The sequence below is a fragment of the Nonomuraea sp. NPDC051298 genome, from assembly GCF_055586305.1.
On sequence record NZ_JBVJIM010000002.1, the window covers coordinates 905229 to 921502 of the forward strand.

12 protein-coding genes are annotated in these 16274 nt (G+C 71.7%); 4 read left to right on the top strand and 8 right to left on the bottom strand.

Annotation, left to right across the window (positions count from 1 at the left end; translation table 11 throughout):
• Window positions 1-44 precede the first annotated feature (44 nt).
• Entirely contained in the window at window positions 45-602 is a 558-nt protein-coding gene (locus ACZ6S0_RS09445) for an RNA polymerase sigma factor (protein WP_465915032.1), read from the top strand.
• Window positions 599-1462 carry a hypothetical protein gene (locus ACZ6S0_RS09450; RefSeq protein WP_465915034.1) on the top strand — a complete coding sequence of 288 codons (864 nt, stop codon included), beginning with the start codon at window positions 599-601 and terminating at the stop codon, window positions 1460-1462. Before ACZ6S0_RS09445 ends, ACZ6S0_RS09450 begins: the two co-directional genes overlap by 4 nt.
• Before the next feature lie 117 nt (window positions 1463-1579).
• Here ACZ6S0_RS09450 and ACZ6S0_RS09455 read toward each other — a convergent pair whose 3' ends face one another.
• The 3 genes from ACZ6S0_RS09455 to ACZ6S0_RS09465 form a co-directional block, all read right to left on the bottom strand.
• Complete coding sequence (locus ACZ6S0_RS09455) at window positions 1580-3118, bottom strand: glucoamylase family protein (RefSeq protein ID WP_465915036.1); 1539 nt, start codon at window positions 3116-3118, stop codon at window positions 1580-1582.
• Window positions 3115-4308, bottom strand: a complete 1194-nt coding sequence (locus ACZ6S0_RS09460; protein ID WP_465915038.1) for a hypothetical protein — start codon at window positions 4306-4308, stop codon at window positions 3115-3117. The genes ACZ6S0_RS09455 and ACZ6S0_RS09460 overlap by 4 nt, the downstream gene beginning before the upstream one ends.
• Before the next feature lie 141 nt (window positions 4309-4449).
• Window positions 4450-5466 (bottom strand): LacI family DNA-binding transcriptional regulator, encoded by a 1017-nt coding sequence (locus tag ACZ6S0_RS09465; protein ID WP_465915040.1) that lies wholly within the window; start codon window positions 5464-5466, stop codon window positions 4450-4452.
• Window positions 5467-5735: 269 nt separating this feature from the next.
• On the opposite strand from ACZ6S0_RS09465, the gene ACZ6S0_RS09470 reads away from it, so the two are divergent.
• Window positions 5736-7547: a GH39 family glycosyl hydrolase gene (locus ACZ6S0_RS09470; RefSeq protein WP_465915042.1), complete on the top strand. Its 1812-nt coding sequence runs from the start codon at window positions 5736-5738 to the stop codon at window positions 7545-7547.
• Here the strand turns inward: ACZ6S0_RS09470 and ACZ6S0_RS09475 are convergent.
• Genes ACZ6S0_RS09475 through ACZ6S0_RS09495 form a run of 5 tightly spaced genes read right to left on the bottom strand, consistent with a single transcriptional unit; the run spans window position 7486 to window position 13851 of the window.
• Window positions 7486-9309, bottom strand: a complete 1824-nt coding sequence (locus tag ACZ6S0_RS09475; protein ID WP_465915043.1) for an ABC transporter ATP-binding protein — start codon at window positions 9307-9309, stop codon at window positions 7486-7488. The two genes, ACZ6S0_RS09470 and ACZ6S0_RS09475, sit on opposite strands and share 62 nt — an antisense overlap.
• Window position 9310: 1 nt before the next feature.
• The gene (locus ACZ6S0_RS09480; protein WP_465915045.1) at window positions 9311-10195 is read right to left on the bottom strand and encodes an ABC transporter permease; all 885 of its coding nucleotides are present in this window, start codon (window positions 10193-10195) and stop codon (window positions 9311-9313) included.
• Window positions 10192-11187 (bottom strand): ABC transporter permease, encoded by a 996-nt coding sequence (locus ACZ6S0_RS09485; RefSeq protein ID WP_465915047.1) that lies wholly within the window; start codon window positions 11185-11187, stop codon window positions 10192-10194. Before ACZ6S0_RS09485 ends, ACZ6S0_RS09480 begins: the two co-directional genes overlap by 4 nt.
• Window positions 11184-12836 (bottom strand): ABC transporter substrate-binding protein, encoded by a 1653-nt coding sequence (locus ACZ6S0_RS09490; RefSeq protein ID WP_465915049.1) that lies wholly within the window; start codon window positions 12834-12836, stop codon window positions 11184-11186. The genes ACZ6S0_RS09485 and ACZ6S0_RS09490 overlap by 4 nt, the downstream gene beginning before the upstream one ends.
• Before the next feature lie 16 nt (window positions 12837-12852).
• Window positions 12853-13851: a LacI family DNA-binding transcriptional regulator gene (locus tag ACZ6S0_RS09495; protein WP_465915051.1), complete on the bottom strand. Its 999-nt coding sequence runs from the start codon at window positions 13849-13851 to the stop codon at window positions 12853-12855.
• A 98-nt stretch (window positions 13852-13949) separates the two neighbouring features.
• Here ACZ6S0_RS09495 and ACZ6S0_RS09500 point away from each other — a divergent pair, with 98 nt between their 5' ends.
• Window positions 13950-16268 carry a beta-galactosidase gene (locus ACZ6S0_RS09500; RefSeq protein ID WP_465915053.1) on the top strand — a complete coding sequence of 773 codons (2319 nt, stop codon included), beginning with the start codon at window positions 13950-13952 and terminating at the stop codon, window positions 16266-16268.
• Window positions 16269-16274: the final 6 nt, after the last annotated feature.

The window sequence follows — 16274 nt, forward strand, 5'->3', positions numbered from 1 at the left end:
ACTGAAAGCCCGCAGCGTTCGAAAGGGTCTGACGAGGATGGCGCGTGAATGAACAAGACGACCGGTCCCGGTTCGAGGCGGTCTACCGGCAGACATATGAGCAGATCCTCGGCTACGCCGTACGGCGGTGCTCCTCTCCGGAGGACGCCGCCGACGTCGTGGCCGAGACCTATGTGATCGCCTGGCGGCGGATAGCCGAGCTGCCCCACAGCGAGGCCGGCAAGTTGTGGCTGTACGGCGTGGCCCGGCGGGTCCTGGCCAACCACCGCCGCGGCGAGCGGCGCAGGCTCACCCGGCACACCGAACTCACGGACGAGCTGGAACACCTCTACGCCGCCCACTCCCACCAGACCGAGCAGGACGTCGCGAACGGGGTGGACGAGGCGCTGGACCTGCTCTCCGACAGCGATCGCGAACTGCTCGCCCTGGCCCTGTGGGAGGGGCTCGACCCCGGCGAGATCGCCCAGGTGCTGGACTGCTCCCGCAACGCCGCCCGCATCCGCCTGCACCGGGCCCGCGGGCGCTTCGCCAAGGCCCTGGAGAAGACCCGCTCATCGGCCCGTTTCGCGGCACGGCCGCTCATCGAGAAGGAGTCACGGTGAACAACGACCTGATCTTCAAGCACCGGGCGAGGGTGCTGGACGAGAGCCTGGCCGGGAGCGCGTCCACCGCGGGGGCGGACGCGCTGCTGACGCAGATCGTCTCGCTGGAACGTCCACCGGCCCGGCGGCGGCGGCTCATGCTGTCTCCCCGCCGCGCCCTGCTCGGCGTGGCCACGGCCGCCGCCCTGGCGGGAGCCATCGTCGTCGTGCCGTCCCTGTTCGGGACCGCCGAGCAGGTGTACGCCAGCCAGGCGGTGACGATCGACCGCGTCGGCGACGAGTTCGCCTTCTACTTCACCGAAGGAGATCCCGATCCCGCGGAGCTGGAGAAGGCGTTCCACAAGGTCGGCCTGGACAACCTCACCGTCGAGCTGATCCCCGTCTCGCCGCGGCAGCCGGGGTCCGTCTTCGGATTCGAGAAGTCCGACCCCGACGCGACGGCGGCGTTCACCGGGTCCAGTTGCCCCGAGCGGGTCGCCGACTGCATCACCGCCTTCAGCGTCACCGCGGACATCGAGGGACCCGCGACGGTCAGACTGGGCCGCCCGGCCGAGCCGGGTGAGAAGTACGCCTACCCCGCCGACGCCAGTTGGCCGGGCGAGGCGCTGGCCGGGGTGAAGCTCACGGGACGTCCGGCGTCCGAGGCGGCACGCGTCGTGCGCGAGCACGGCCTGAAGGTGGCCTACGCCCTCGACTGGCCGCTGCGCAACGGCGACCACGGCTTCCGCTCCGAGCCGGACGTCCCCGACTCACGGATCGATCCGGACCGGCCGGTGGCGACGGCGGAAAGCTACAACGACGGCGTGATCGTCCTGCACGTCGTGCCTGGCCCGGCCGAGACCCCGCCGCCCGGGTTCTGACCTGCCCCGATGCGCGTGCCTGGCACGGGTGGCGCGGTGATCGGCCGGCGATGGGCCGCCGTTTCCCCGGGATCAGGCCAGGCGAGGCGGCCGGGGAACCCGGCCGCCTCTTCCGGCTCAGCCGGACAGGTGGAACTCCTCCAGTTGCATGACCGGGCGCAGGCGCTGCTCGGCCCCGCCCTCGCCGAAGTAGTGGCGCAGGCGGTCGTTCAGCAGTGCGTTGCCGATCGGCCCGAGCACCATCGCCTGGTCGAGGGCCAGGTAGCGCCTGGCCGGGGTGTTGGAGCGGACCGCGATCGAGTCGTAGAAGCCACCGGGACCGTACGCGTCCAGGTTCTGCCGCAGCTTGCGCAGGTTGGCCAGCGCCTCGTCGGACGCGTACGGCAGCGCGAGGAACGACGCGTGCGGGGTCACCACGCCGTCACCGAACGTCGGTGGCGGCTGCGGGTCGCGGCAGCCTTCGTACCCCTTGTCGACGTTGGTCTGCTCACGGTCCGACGGGTAGCCGCCGGGGTCCATGCCCATCTCGTCGACGCCGTAGACGGAGTATCCGCCGAACGGGTCGCTCGCCGGCGAGAAGCCCCAGTAGCCGTACCCCGCCTCGATCAGGCCGTGCTCGATCTGGCCGCGCACGTAGACGGGATGGTTGCGGCCCCAGCTCTTGGGGCCCCATCGTTCCTCGGGGACGAACATGGCCGGCATCAGCGCCTCGAACATGTCCCCGCCCCAACTGGGCACGAACCGGCGGCCGCGGTACTCGTACGTGCCCTCGAAGACCTCGATCCCGAGGTAGGTGTCGACGCGTCCGACGGGACGCTGCTCGACCCAGCCCCAGTCGCAGCTCGCGGGGAACGTCCGGTTCGGGCCGAAGTACCAGACCTGGGGGACCTGGCCGAGGGCGACGCCGACGTACCCGGAGATCCGCGCCTCCGTGATGTGGGTGTCGTAGTGGAAGCAGCCCAGCCAGAGCGGCTTCCCCTGGTACGTGTTCTGCTCCGTGCACTGGCCGGGCGGCGGCTGCTCGTCGAAGAAGCCGCCGCGCATGAGGCCGCCGCCGCGGTTGTGCTGCGCGGTGGGCGCCGCGGTGTAGTAGATCCCGAAGTCCATCTCGCCGAGCAGCCGGGTGGCCTGCGCGCCGGCGGGCCCGCGCACGGACGCGCGCACCACCATGAGCGCCGAGGCCAGCCAGCCGTTGTCGACGCTGGACAGGAACGGATGGATCGGGTCGCCGCTGCCGGGGAACTCCCGCAGCACCTTCAGGGTCGCCGGGTCGTACCAGTTGTAGAACATCCCGGACGGCTCGTGGTGCGGCAGGCGGTCGAGCGTGTCCAGCGTCTGCCGGATGCGCTGGTCGGCCTCGCGCGGGCTGACGATGCCGAGGTCACGGGCGATCACGGTGCTCCACAGGTAGCCGCCGATGTTGGTCGGGGACGTGTAGCGGCTGCGGGTGGAGGGGGCGAGGTCGCCGCCGATGTGGTCGTGCGGCAGGCCGGTCGCCGGCTCCGTCATGGCCACGAACGAGCGCCAGGTGTCCGCGGCGTAGCGCATCAGGGTGCTCCGGTCGCCGCCGGACGCGGCGGCGGCGGGGGAGGGGGAGGGGCCGAGCAGGACCGCCGCGAGGGCGGGAACGAGCAGGATGATCAGCCGGCGTTTCACGCGACCTTCTCCAGGATGTACGTGCCGGTGCCGTCGGCCATGCCCGAGCTGTACTGGCGAACCAGCTCACGGTCGGCGACCCGGGCCTGTCCGATCATGAAGCCGGTGCTCTTGATCTGGAAGCCGACCTTGGTGGAGCCGGGAACGTCCCGGTAGAGGTAGATGCGCTGGTGGTCGTCCACGGTCCGGCAGGCGTCCTCGACGAGCCGGCCGCCTTCGTTGGCGCTCTCCCCGCCCACCAGGGTCAGGCAGTTGCCGCTCTGGCGGTTGATGAACACGTGCTCGGTCATGCCGTTGCTCACCGGCCCCTGGCACACGGTCCACATCGCGCGGGTGGAGGTCGACCAGCCCCGGAGGTCGAACACGTTGGTGCCGTCGACGTTCCACCAGTTCAGCAGCCGGTCCGGGGTGCCGACCCGGTAGTAGCCCGGCTCGCAGGTGAAGCCCGGCGGCGCGGCGAAGGGCGCCATCGCCGCTCCGGACGCCCGCTTCTCGGGCGCGGGCGTCTCCCGCTCCTGCTGGGGCGCGGTCCCGAAGCAGCCGAGCCGCTCCTGCGCCAGCCTCATGAGGGTCCCCGCGGGTACGACGTCGTCGCACGTGATCGCGCCCTCTTCGATGGCCGTGAACGTCGTGTAGGCGCCGCCGGGCCGGTCGGTCCACTCGGTGGCGAACGTGCCGTCGCCCTTGTCCACGCGGCCGCAGTTGACGCTGCCGTACTCGCCGGTCACCGCCCGGGTGCCCTTGTACAGGGCGTAGTAGCCCGGAGCGTTGAAGGTCCAGGATATGGCCGTGGACTCCGAGTCGGTGGTGGCGGTGGTCGTGTTCACCGTTTGCTGCACCGCCGTCGCGACGCTGCCGAGGACCTTGGTGTCGAACGTGCTGGTGATCGTCACGCTCGTGCCGACCGCGACGGTGACCACGGTGGACTTCTGCAGGGTGACGGTGTGGTTGCCGACCGATCCGGCCGTCACGTAGAAGGTCTTGAAGTGCGTGATCGTCGGCGTGACCGTGCTGCTCTTGACGTACGGGGAGCGCTTGCCGAGATCGGCGGCCGTGCAGGGGGTGCCGACCTTCGGGTCTTCCGCCGCCGCCGCGGCGGGCCCGGTGGTCGTTGCCAGGCCGAGGCCGGCGGTGGTGATGGGCATCGCGAACGTGAGCGCACTGCGGGTCAAGCGACGTAACCGTTTCACTGTGCCTCCTTCGGGACGAGCCCGTCGAGGGTCCGCGTACGGGCTTGCTGTAAGCGCTTACAGCACGATTTCTACAGTGAGCAGCCCGGTGGGTCCTGTCAACCCTTGTGTCAGAGGTGCGTCACCGGCGTCGGGCGAGCGTCACGCCGCCCCGCACCCGCAGCTACCGCGGATCACCAGATGCGTCTCCAGCACGCGGTCGACCGCGGCCGGCCCGCTGCCCTCGATGTCGCGCAGGAGCAGCCGCGCGGTCTCCCGGCCCAGCTCGCGCATCGGCTGGTGCACGGTGGTCAGCCCGGAGACCGGCAGACCGGCCATCGGGATGTCGTCGAACCCGGTGACCGCGACGTCCTGCGGCACCCGATGCCCCCGGTCCAGCAGGGCGAGCACGACGCCGATGGCGGTCTCGTCGTTGGCGCAGACCAGGGCGCGCGGCGGCGGCCCGGCCGCGAGCAGCCGGTTGACCGCGATGAACCCCTCCGACTGGGTGAGCCCCACCCGCACCGGCTCGGCCGGCGGCTCGGCGCGGACGTGCCGGTGCGCCTGCGCGAACCCTTGCCAGCGGTAGCCCGCGTCCGGCGAGTTGTCCGGGTCGCCGACGAACGTCAGCCGGTCGTACCCGTGGTCGAGCAACAGGTGCCTGGTCAGCCGGTCGAAGGCGGAGAGGTTCTCGGTGCGGACCGTGGGAATGCCCGCCCGCGGCCGGCTGGCCAGCAGGACCACCGGGTCGCCGCGGTCGTGCAGGCGGTCGACCAGCTCGTCGGGCAGCACACCGCCCATGACGGCCAGCCCGTCGACCCGCGCCGCGGTGTCCCTGACCAGTTCGTGCGACTCGCGGAGCAGGTGGGTGCCGAGGATGAGGACGGCGAGATGGGCGTTGACGGCCTCCTCCTCGAAGCCGCCCATCACCTCGGAGTAGTACGGCCCCGACAGGCCGGGGAAGACGATGCCGAGCGCGCCGTGGGAGCGCTGGGCGAGCCCGCTGCCCAGGCGGCTGGGCCGGAAGTCGTGGCGCTCGATGGCGGCCTGCACGCGCCGACGGGTGTCGTCGGAGACCTGGCCCACGCCCCTGGCCACCCTGGAGACAGTCGCGACCGACACGCCGGCCTCCTGCGCGATCTCCTGGAGGGTCGTCGCGCGCCTGCCCCGCTTCGCCATCCGGCACCCACGCCCTGAAAACGCTTGCTGACACGCTTTCGGCGACTCTATGCCACGCCCGAAGCGCCCGCAACCCGAAGCGCCCGCAACCGATGGGGCCGCAACCGATGGGGCCGCACGCACGCACGCACGCGGGTGCGGGCCGGGTGGGGTCGCCGTCCGCTGGAGAGCGGGCCGCGGCGGTCGGGTGCGGGCCGCGCCTTGACATCGCCCACGTTCGCAAGGAAGTGTAAGGGTTTCAGAAACCGGTTACAGCGGAGGCGAAACAGGTGACCACCCGCATCGACTGGGAGTCCCGCATCTCCCGTCGTTCCGACAGCACCCGGCGCAGCGAACCGCCCGCGCTCCCACCCCCCACCGGCCTGGTGGCGGAGGCGGGCCAGGGGCACGTGACCCTGCGGTGGCAGCCGGTCGAGGGAGCCGTCGGATATCTCGTCCACCGGGCCGAGGCCCCGGACGGGCCGTACGCCCCGTGCGACCATCTGGGGCAGGACGTGCTGGCCGTGCCCGACACCTCGTACGTCGACACGACGGGCCGGCCGGGCACGCCGTACTTCTACGCCGTGGCCTCGGTGCCGGAGGTGACGGTGACCGGACGGCTCGGCCCCGCCGTCCCGGCCACGGCCCTGCCCCCGGACGGCGCGACACCACGGGTCACGCTGAGCGTCGGGACGGACGAGACCCCGCTGCGCAGGCCATGGAGACCGATGATCGGCAGCGAGCGGCTCAGCCAGCTACGCTGCGCCGACCTGAGCGGCGGCCGGCCGATCGGCGAGGAGCTGCTGGCGGCGCTCGAAAGGATCAGCGCGGAGATCGGCGTCGAGGCGGTGCGCGCCCACGCGATCCTGCACGACGACCTCGGCGTCTACCGGGAGGTCGACGGCGAGCCGGTGCACGACTTCACCGGGGTAGACGAGGTGTACGACGCCGTGCTGCGGGCCGGGCTGCGGCCCGTCGTGGAGATCGGGTTCATGCCGCGCGACCTGGCGAGCGACCCCGAGCGCACCGTCTTCGACTACCGCGCGATCATCTCGCCGCCCAAGGACTGGCAGCGGTGGGGCGACCTGGTGCGGGCGCTGGTCCAGCACCTGGTCGACCGCTACGGCCTGGACGAGGTGCGCCAGTGGGACTTCGAGGTGTGGAACGAGGCCAACCTCGAGGTCTTCTGGTCCTCCGACCGCGAGGAGTGGATGCGCCTGTACGACGTGACCGCCTTCGCCGTGAAGGACGTCGACCCGTCGCTGCGCGTCGGAGGCCCCTCCTCCGCGGCGGCCGGATGGGTGGACGAGCTGCTCCAGCACGTCGCCGAGTCCGGGGCGCCGCTCGACTTCGTCTCCACCCACACCTACGGCAGCCCGCCCCTCGATCTGCGTCCCACGCTGGAACGGTTCGGGCGCGAGGACGCGCGGATCCTGTGGACCGAGTGGGGCGTCACCCCGACCCACTTCAACCCGGTCAACGACGGGGCGGCGTCGGCGATGTTCCTGCTGCAGGGCATGCGGTCGGCGGCGGGGCGGGTGGACGCGCTGTCGTACTGGGTGGCCTCGGACCACTTCGAGGAGCTGGGCAGGCCGCCGCGGCTGCTGCACGGCGGCTTCGGGCTGATCACGGTGGGGGGCATCGCCAAGGCCCGCTACCACGCCCTGCACCTGCTGTCGCGGCTCGGCGACGTCGAGCTGCCCGTCACGGCCGCGGGCGACGGCGCCGGCGGCCTGGTCCAGAGCTGGGCGAGCCGCCGCGCCGACGGCACGCTGGCGATCCTGCTGTGGAACCACACGCTCGACCACTCCAAGGCGGGCGGCGGCGCGGGTCTCGACCGCCGGGTGCGCCTGTCCGTCGGCGGGCCTGTCCGGCCCGTCACGGTGACGCGGCTCGACCGCGACCACGGCGACGTGTCGGTGCTCGCGGCGCGTCTCGGCGTGGCCGAGTGGCCGACCGAGGAGCAGTGGGAACCGCTCCGCGAGGCGGACGTCCTGCGCGCCGAACCCGCGGAGGCGACCCCCGAGGGGGGCCGCCTCGTCATCGACCTGGATCTCCCGCAACCTGGCGCCGTTCTGGTGGAACTGCCGGCGACGGATTAGGGATCGAGTCGAGGAGCAGCCTGGTGTAGGAGTGCTCGGCCCGCCTGATCACCCGGAGGGCGGGCCCGCGCTCCACGACCTTGCCGTCGCGCAGCACCAGGACCTCGTCGGCCAGCAACCGGGCGCTGAGCAGGTCGTGCGTGATGTAGAGCATCGCGATGCCGCGCTCACGCACGAGCCGGTCGAGCAGTTCGAGGATCTCGGCGCGGATCGACACGTCGAGCATGGAGATCGGCTCGTCGGCGACCAGCACCTCCGGCTCCGGGGCCAGGGCGCGGGCGATCACGACCCGCTGCCGCTGGCCTCCGGAGAGCTGGTGGGGCAGCTTGTCCAGGTACTGCGACGCGGGCGCGAGGCCGACCGTCTCGAGCAGCTCGGCCGACCGCGTCCGGGCATCTGCCGCGGTCAGGCCGAGGTGGTTGCGCAGCGGCCTCGACAGGGCGTAGGCGAGCGTCCTGGTCGGGTTGAGCGCGGCGAACGGGTCCTGGAACACCAACTGCACGTGCCTGCGGTAGTCCTTGAGCCCCCGGCCGCGCAGCCTGTCGACGCGGATGCCGTCGCCGAACACCACGGACCCCGCCGTCGGCCGTTCGACGCCGGTGACCAGCCGGGCCAGCGTCGTCTTGCCCGACCCGCTCTGGCCCACGAGGGCGGTCACGCTGCCTCGGCGCAGGTCGAAGGAGACGTCGTCCACCGCGCGGGTGGCGCCGTGCCGCGCCCGGTAGTCCTTCACCACGGCCCGCACGGACAGCACCGGCGGGGCGTCCGGGGGACTGGAGCGCGCGGCGGCGAAGACGCCGGAGGTGGCGGTCTCGGGCACCTGGCCGGCCAGCAGGCAGCGCGCCGCGCCGCTCCCGGCCGGCAGCAGCTCGGGGTGGGTGGTGGCGCACCGGTCGAGCGCCACCGGGCAGCGGGGCGCGAAGCGGCAGCCCTCGTGCGGCAGGGACAGGTCCGGAGGGCGGCCGGGCACGTAGTCGACGGTGATCTCGGGCGCGCGCGGGTCGGCGTAGGAGCCGAGCAGGCCGCGCGTGTACGGATGCAGCGGCGCGGCGAGCATCGCGCCTGCGGGCTGGTCCTCGACGATCTCCCCGGCGTACATGACCATGACGCGGTCGGCCATCTCCATGACGGTGCCGAGGTCGTGGCTGATGAAGAGCACGGCGAAGCCGAGCGAGGCCCGCAGCTCGCGCAGCCGGTCCAGGATGGTGCGCTGGACCACCACGTCCAGGCCGGTGGTGGGCTCGTCGAGCAGCACGAACCGCGGCGACAGGGCGAGCGCGAGCGCGAGGGCGACGCGCTGCTTCATGCCTCCCGACAGCTCGTGCGGGTACCTGCGCAGGACGTCGGGCTCCAGCGAGACCAGCTCCAGCAGCTCCCGCGCCCGGTCGCCGGGATCGACGGAATGCGCGCTGAAGGTGTCCGCGAACTGGGCCCCGACCGTGATGACCGGGTTCAGGGAGTTCATGCTGCTCTGGAAGACGGTCGAGATCTTCGCCCAGCGCAGCGGCCGCAGGGCGTCCTCGTCGGCGGTGGTGACGTCCACGCCGTCGAAGACGATCGTGCCCCCGGAGATGGACGCGGGCTTGTCGAGCAGGCGGAGCACGGCGTTGCCCAGCGTGGACTTGCCGCAGCCCGACTCTCCCAGCAGGCCGACGAACTCCCCTTCCGCGACGTCGAAGCCGACCCGGTCGACCGCCGTGACCGGAGCGCCGTCACGCGGGCTGTAGGTCACCGACAGGTCCCTGACCTCCAGCAACGCCATGTCAGTCCTCCCTCAGGTGCGGGTTGCTGAGCGCGTCGACCCCGAAGTTGATCAGCGTGAGGGCGATCATCAGCCCCGCGAAGGCCACGCCCGGCGCCACGAGCCACGCCCACTGGCCGGTGAGCATCGCGCCACCGCTGTTGGCCTGGTTGAGCATCGTGCCCCAGCTCGTGGTGGCCGGGTCGCCGAGCCCGAGGAAGGCCAGCCCCGCCTCGCCGCCGATCGCGCCCAGGCAGGCGCCCATGAAGCCGACGACGACGAGCGAGGTCATGTTGGGCAGGATCTCCCTGGCGATGATCCTGGCCGTGGAGTCGCCGGCGAACTTCGCCGCGGTCACGTAGTCGCGGGTGCGCAGGGTGATGATCTGCGAGCGTTTGATCCGCGCGCCGTACGCCCAGCCGGTGACGCTGATCACCATGATGATCAACCACAGTCCCTTGACCGGCGAGTAGGCCGCCAGCGTCACCATCAGCGGCAGCACCGGCACGACCAGGGCGAGGTTGATGAAGAACGACAGCACCTCGTCGACCACCCCGCGCAGGTAGCCCGCGGTCAGGCCGATGACCAGGCCGACCACGGTGGACACCGTCCCGGCCGCCAGCCCGACGATCAAGGAGGTGCGGGCGCCGTACAGGAGCTGCGAGAACACGTCCTCGCCGCGCGCGGTGGTGCCCAACCAGTGCGCGGCGGACGGCGTCGCCGAGGCGGCGTAGGAGTCGTCGCGTGGCGCGTACGGCGACAGCCACGGCGCCAGCACGGCCACCAGCGTGAACGCCGCCAGCAGGATCAGCCCGATCCGGCACTTGCGGTTGCGCCACAGGATGACGAACCAGCCGGGCAGCCGCGAGGCCCTGGACGCCTGCGCGGCGGACAGTTCGGCGGTCACGTCGCCACCTTCTTCCTGACCCTGGGGTCGAGCACGCCGTACAGGACGTCCGCCAGGAAGTTGGCCACCAGCACGCCGATCGTGATGAACAGGAACAGCGCCTGCATCAGGGGGTAGTCGCGGTTGGAGACGGCCTCGAACATCATCCGGCCGAGCCCCGGGTAGTTGAAGATCTGCTCGACGAGGACGGTCCCGCCGAGGATGCCGCCGAGCGCGATGGCGAACCCGGTGACGTTGGGCAGGACGGCGATGCGCGCGCCGTACGTCAGCGCGATGCGGGGGCGCGACAGGCCGCGCGCCCTGGCCAGCCGGGCGTAGTCCTCGCCCAGCGTCTGCACCATGTTGTTGCGCATCCCGATGATCCAGCCGATCGGGCCGACGATCAGCAACGACAGCGCGGGCAGCACGCTGTGCTGGACGGCGTCGGAGAAGAACAGCCAGGTCCAGCCGGGGCTGCTGCCGCCGCCGTAGCCGCCGCCCTCGGGGAACCAGTTGAGCGTGACCGCGAAGACGTAGATGAGCAGCAGGGCCAGCCAGAAGAACGGGAGCGTGCCGACGAACGTCGAGCCCAGCGTGATCACCGAGTCGACCCTGGTGTTGCGCCGGTAGGCGGCCCACGCGCCGAGCAGCGTCCCGATGACGAAGGAGAGGATCTGGGTGACGCCGACCAGGGCCACCGTCCACAGCAGGCCCTGGCCGATCATGTGGGTGACCGAGTAGGGGAAGTAGGTGTAGGAGACGCCGAATTCGCCCCGCACGAGGGTCGACAGGTAGTCGGCGTACTGCTGGAGCAGGTTTCCCTCCGGCGCGCCGAGCATCTTGCGCACGGCCGCGACCTGGGCGGGGTCGACGGCCTGCGACTGGCCGCGCAGCCGCTGCACGATCGCCTCGGCCGGATCCCCCGGCTGGAGCCGGGGGATGAGGAAGTTCAGCGTGATCGCCGCCCAGAGCGTGGCGGCGAAGAAGCCGGCGCGCCGGAGGAAGTACCTCATGCCGGCTTCAGGCGCGTGACGATCAGCAGGTTGTCGCCGGGGCCCGCGTAGGTGTCCTGTTCGTTCGGCCAGCCCACGGCCTTGCTGGTCCGGTACTGGAACCACTTGGCGCCGTACCAGATCGGGATCACGGGCACCTCGTCCACCATGATCTTCGACAGGCCGGCGACCGCCTGCTTCTGCGCGGTCTCGTCGGTGGCGACGCGCAGCTCCTCGAGCAGGCCCTCGGTCTCCTCGTCGTTCCACCGGACGAAGTTGCTGAGCGCCTTCTTGCCGACGGGGGCGCTCTGGTCGGCGCCCAGCGGCTCGGAGAAGTTCCTGAACATGTTGCACGAGCCGCCGTGCACGCCGAAGAGCGTGTCGTAGCTGCCGATGGCGCGGTCGCGGTCGTAGGTCTCGGGCGTGGGCGTCTCGAGGTCGACGTCGAAGCCGAGCGCCTGGAGGTTCTTGACGATGATCTGGGCGGCCGACAGCCAGTCCGTCCAGCCGGACGGGGTCTTGAAGGTGAACGCCAGCGGCTTGCCGTCCTTGCCGAGCCGGCGTCCCTCGGCGTCCTTGCGGTAGCCGGCGGCCGTCAGCGCGGCGTCGGCCGCGGACTGGTCGTAGCCGATGCGGCCCTGGTCCTGGACGCCCTGCGGGAGCCACGCCTCCTGGCCGGGGACGACGAGCCCGGTCTGGCTGGCCTGCTTGACGTAGCCGAGCTGCGCCTTGTCGATGATCGTACGGTGGTCGAAGGCCGTGGTCAGGGCCTTGCGGAAGGCCACGTCGTCGAAGGGGGCCTTGGTGAGGTTCATGTAGAAGCTGATGGTGCCGCCGGGCGGGTACCAGTAGTGGTTGTTCTTCGGATCGCGGTCGACGAACGCCTTCTTGATGTCGGGCACGAACATGGCGTTGTGGTCGTAGCTGCCGCGGCTGAGCTTGAGCTGCTCGACGGCGCCCTGCGCGTCGGCCTTGTGGAAGCGGATCTCCTGCACCTTCACCTTGTCCGCCTGCCAGTAGCCGGGGTTGCGGGCGATGGTGAGCTGCTGCCGGTTCATGGCCTTGACCGTGAACGGCCCGGTGCCGACGGGGTTGTCGGCGTTGACGAAGGTGACGGGGTCGGGGACCTTCGACCAGATGTGCTCGGGCACGACGGGGACGTTGACCGCGAGGGTGAACACCGAGGCGCCCGCGCTCTTGAACCTCATCGTCACCGTGTCGGCGGTGGCGTCCACCGACTCCAGGTAGCGCCCGAGTCCCTGCGTGTCGAGGGCCTCGTGCTGCTTGATCAGGTTGTAGGAGAAGGCCACGTCCTTGGCGGTGAAGGGCTGCCCGTCGGTCCACTTCACGCCCTGGCGGATCGTGAACGCCAGCGTGCGCGGGTCCGTCCACTCGTACGCGGTGGCCAGCCAGGGCTGCGGCGTGCACGCGTACGTGTTGAAGAGCATCAGCCGTTCGAAGAGGTAGTCCGTGGCTCCCAGGCGGGTGGCGTTGAGGTAGGGGTTGTAGTTGGCCTGGGGCTCCGCGCCGCCCCCGAAATCGCCGTAGTCCAGGAAGCCGATCATCCCGTCGGCCGCCGGGGTGTCGCGCGCGGCCCCCTCGGTGCCCGTGCATCCTGCGAGTAACACCACCGAGGCGGCGGCGATCCCTGCCAGCGTGCGACGTCTCACCTGACTCACTCCTTAGCTATGTGCGGGGGCATCCGCAGCTCTCGCGGAAGACCGGCTCGGTGGCGAGCACCGCGTCCATGACGGCTCCCCGGTTGCCGAGCCCAGAGATGAGCAGCCGTGCGGTGGTGGCGCCCAGCTCACGGATGGGCTGGCGCACCGTGGTCAGCCGCGGCTGCACCAGCGACGCCATCGGGACGTCGTCGAAACCCGTGATCGCCAGGTCGCCCGGCACCGACAGGCCGCGGCCCAGCGCGCCGATCAGCACCCCGAGCGCGGTCTCGTCGTTGGCGCAGACCACGGCGCGCGGCGGCCGCCTGCTGTCGAGCAGCTCGCCCGCGGCCAGCACGCCGTCGGACTGCTGCAGGCCCAGGAGCACCGGGTTGCGCGGCGCGGTCACGCGGGCCTGCTTGTGCGCGGCCTGGAACGCCTCCCACCGGTCCGTCACGTCGGGCGAGCCGCCGGGGTTGCCGACGAACGCCAGCCTGCGATAACCGTGGTCGACCAGCAGGTGCCGGGTCAGCTCGCCGATCGTGGAGTTGTCGGCCCTGACCGCGGGGACACCGTCCATCGGCCGCCCGGCCAGTACCACGACGGGCACTTCCGCGGCGACCCTGCGCAGGGTTTCGGCGCGGACCGTGTCGCCGTGGATCGCGATGCCGTCGACGCGCGAGGCCATGTCGAGCACGCTGTCGTCGGAGTCGGGCCGGTGATGGGTGACCAGGATGTGCACCCCGGTGCCTGCCTCCATGGCCTGCGACTCGAAGCCCTGGGTCAGCTCCGAGAAGTACGGCCCCGCCAGCCCGGGGAAGACGATCGCCACCATGCCGTGTCGCTGCTCGGCCAGCGTCCTGCCCATCTGGCTGGGGCGGTAGCCGTACTCCTCGATGATCCGCAGCACGCGCTCGCGCGTCTCCTGGCTCACCTGACCGGTGCCGCGCGAGACGCGGGAGACCGTGGCCACCGAGACCTCGGCGAGCTTGGCGATCTCGCGAACCGTCAGGCGCTTGTTGCCCATGTGCCGCCTGCTTCCGTAACGTTTGCAGTAACCGCTTTCAGTGACCTTATGTGAGAACCCTCACAGCGGCAAGACCCCCCGGCGAAAGGACGCGGCCCATGCGGCTCATGCGGTTCGGCAGGCGCAGGATCCTCCTCGACGGCGCACCTTCCCTGGTGATGGCGGGCGAGGTGCACTATTTCCGGCTACCCAGGCGCGACTGGGCGTCGCGGCTCGACTGGCTCCTCGACGCGGGCTGCAACGCCGTCGCCTCCTACATGCCGTGGCTGGTGCACGAGCTGCCCGACGGGACGATCGACCTGGACGGCAGCACGGCGGAGCACCGCGACGTACGGACGTTCCTGGATCTGGCCGAAGAGCGGGGCCTGCTGGTCATCGCCCGGCCCGGCCCCTTCGTGATGGCGGAGCTGAAGAACGAGGGCATCCCGTACCGGATCTACGAGCAGCACCCGCAGGTGCACCCGGTGGGCTGGGACGGCGCCCCCGCCCCCACCAGGACCATCGACTACCTGTCACCCGACTTCCTGGCCGAGGTCGACCGGTGGTACGCGGCGATCATGCCGGTGCTGGCGGGGCGGGTGGCCGCGGTGCAACTGGACAACGAGATCGGGATGCTCTCGTGGGTGAGCAACACGCCCGACCTGACCGAGGTCGTCCTCGCGGACTTCGCGGCGTGGGCCGCGGAACGCTTCGACGTCCACGAGCGCTACGGCCGGTGGCCGGTGGGCCGCTCGCCCGAGGCGCCGTCCCTGGCCTTCCACCACGACCTGAGCGACTACATGCGCTACCGCTACGCCCGGTACATCGCCTTCCTGCGCGAGAGGGCGGAGGCGTACGGGGTCGGCGGGCCGTTCCTGATCAACATCCACGGCACCGGCGACGGCCGGGGCCGCACCTACCCGATCGGGATCAGCCAGCTCTACCGCGGCTACCAGGGCCTGCCCCAGATGACCTCCGGCTCCGACCACTACCTGGGCGACCTGACGGTGGGCAACGTCGCCGACCTCTACGTCGGCAACGCGTTCATGGCCGCCGTGCACGACGCCGACCAGCCGCTGACGTCGCTGGAGTTCGAGGCGGGCACCGGCGACTACGGCGAGGACCTCGGCCGCCTGGTGCCGCCGTCGGCGCTCGACCTCAAGGTCAGGCTCTGCCTCGCGCAGGGCAACCGGCTGATCAACTACTACCTCTTCGCGGGCGGCTACAACCGGCCGCTCGACGTGCCCTCCGGCGACGGCAACGACCGCATCGCCTTCACCGGCGAGCGCCACGGCTTCGCCGCGCCCATCGATCCCGAGGGCCGGCCGAACCTGTCCTACCCGGCGCTGCGCGAGGTGACCCGGGCCGTCCAAGGCATCGCCGGGCTGCTCGCCGACATGGACGAGGAGCACGACGGCCTGGCGCTCGGCTTCGTCCCCGACCACTATCTGACCGAGTACCGCCATCCAGGCGACGGCGCCCGCGCCGAGGTCGTCGCCGACCTGGAGCGGTTCCGCGGCATGGGCGGGCGTGACGTGCTCGCCCGCGCACTGCTTCTGTCCGGTTTCTCCTTCCCCGCGGTCGACGTGCAGGCCGCCGAACTGCCGCCGGTGCTCGTCCTGGCCGGCGCGTCCACGCTCGCCGCCGCGGTCCAGCGGCGCCTCGCCGACCACGTGCTGGCGGGCGGGCGGCTGCTCCTCGCCGGTCTGCTGCCCCGGCTCGACGTGGACGGCGCCCCCTGCACGATCCTCGCCGACGCCCTCGGGCTGGAGCCGGGTCCCGTCGTGTACGGCGGAGCCGACCGCTTCCCGTCGGTCCGCGGCGAGTCCTTCGAGGTCAGGGTGGACGTCCTGCAACCGTTGACCGGCGCGGGCGAGACCCTGGTGCGCGAGGTCTCGTCGGGGGCCGCCGTGGGCGTGGAGGTGCGGGCCGGCGCCGGCCGCGCGATCGTGCTCGCCTGCGACTACCCGTGCCACCTGGACTTCTGGACGGGCCTGCTGGCGCGGCTCGGCGTACGACCGCGCCACACGCACGACGCCCCCGCCCCCGGCCTCGTCGTCACCTCGACGGCCGACGGCGCCGGCCGGCGGCTGGTCCACCTGCTCAACGTCGGCCCGGTCGAGCAGTCGTTCGTCCTGCGCCGTGACGGCGAGCCGTTGTTCGAGGGCCGGCGGATTCGCCTGGCGGCCAGGTCAGGGGCGATGCTCCCGGTCGGGGTGGGCAAGGTGGCGTGGTCGACGTGCGAGCTGGCCGGGCTCACGGAGGACGGGGCGCGGCTGCGCAGGCGGCACCCGGGCGACGCCGCCGCCTTCCTGGGGCCGGTCCACGCCCCGCACGACGCCGCGGTCTCCCTGACGCCGGACGGCCTCACCCTGGTCCACTGGACCTCCGCCCCCGCCGAGCCCGGCGAGGTCACCGAGGTCCGCTGGGCGCTGTGACCGCTG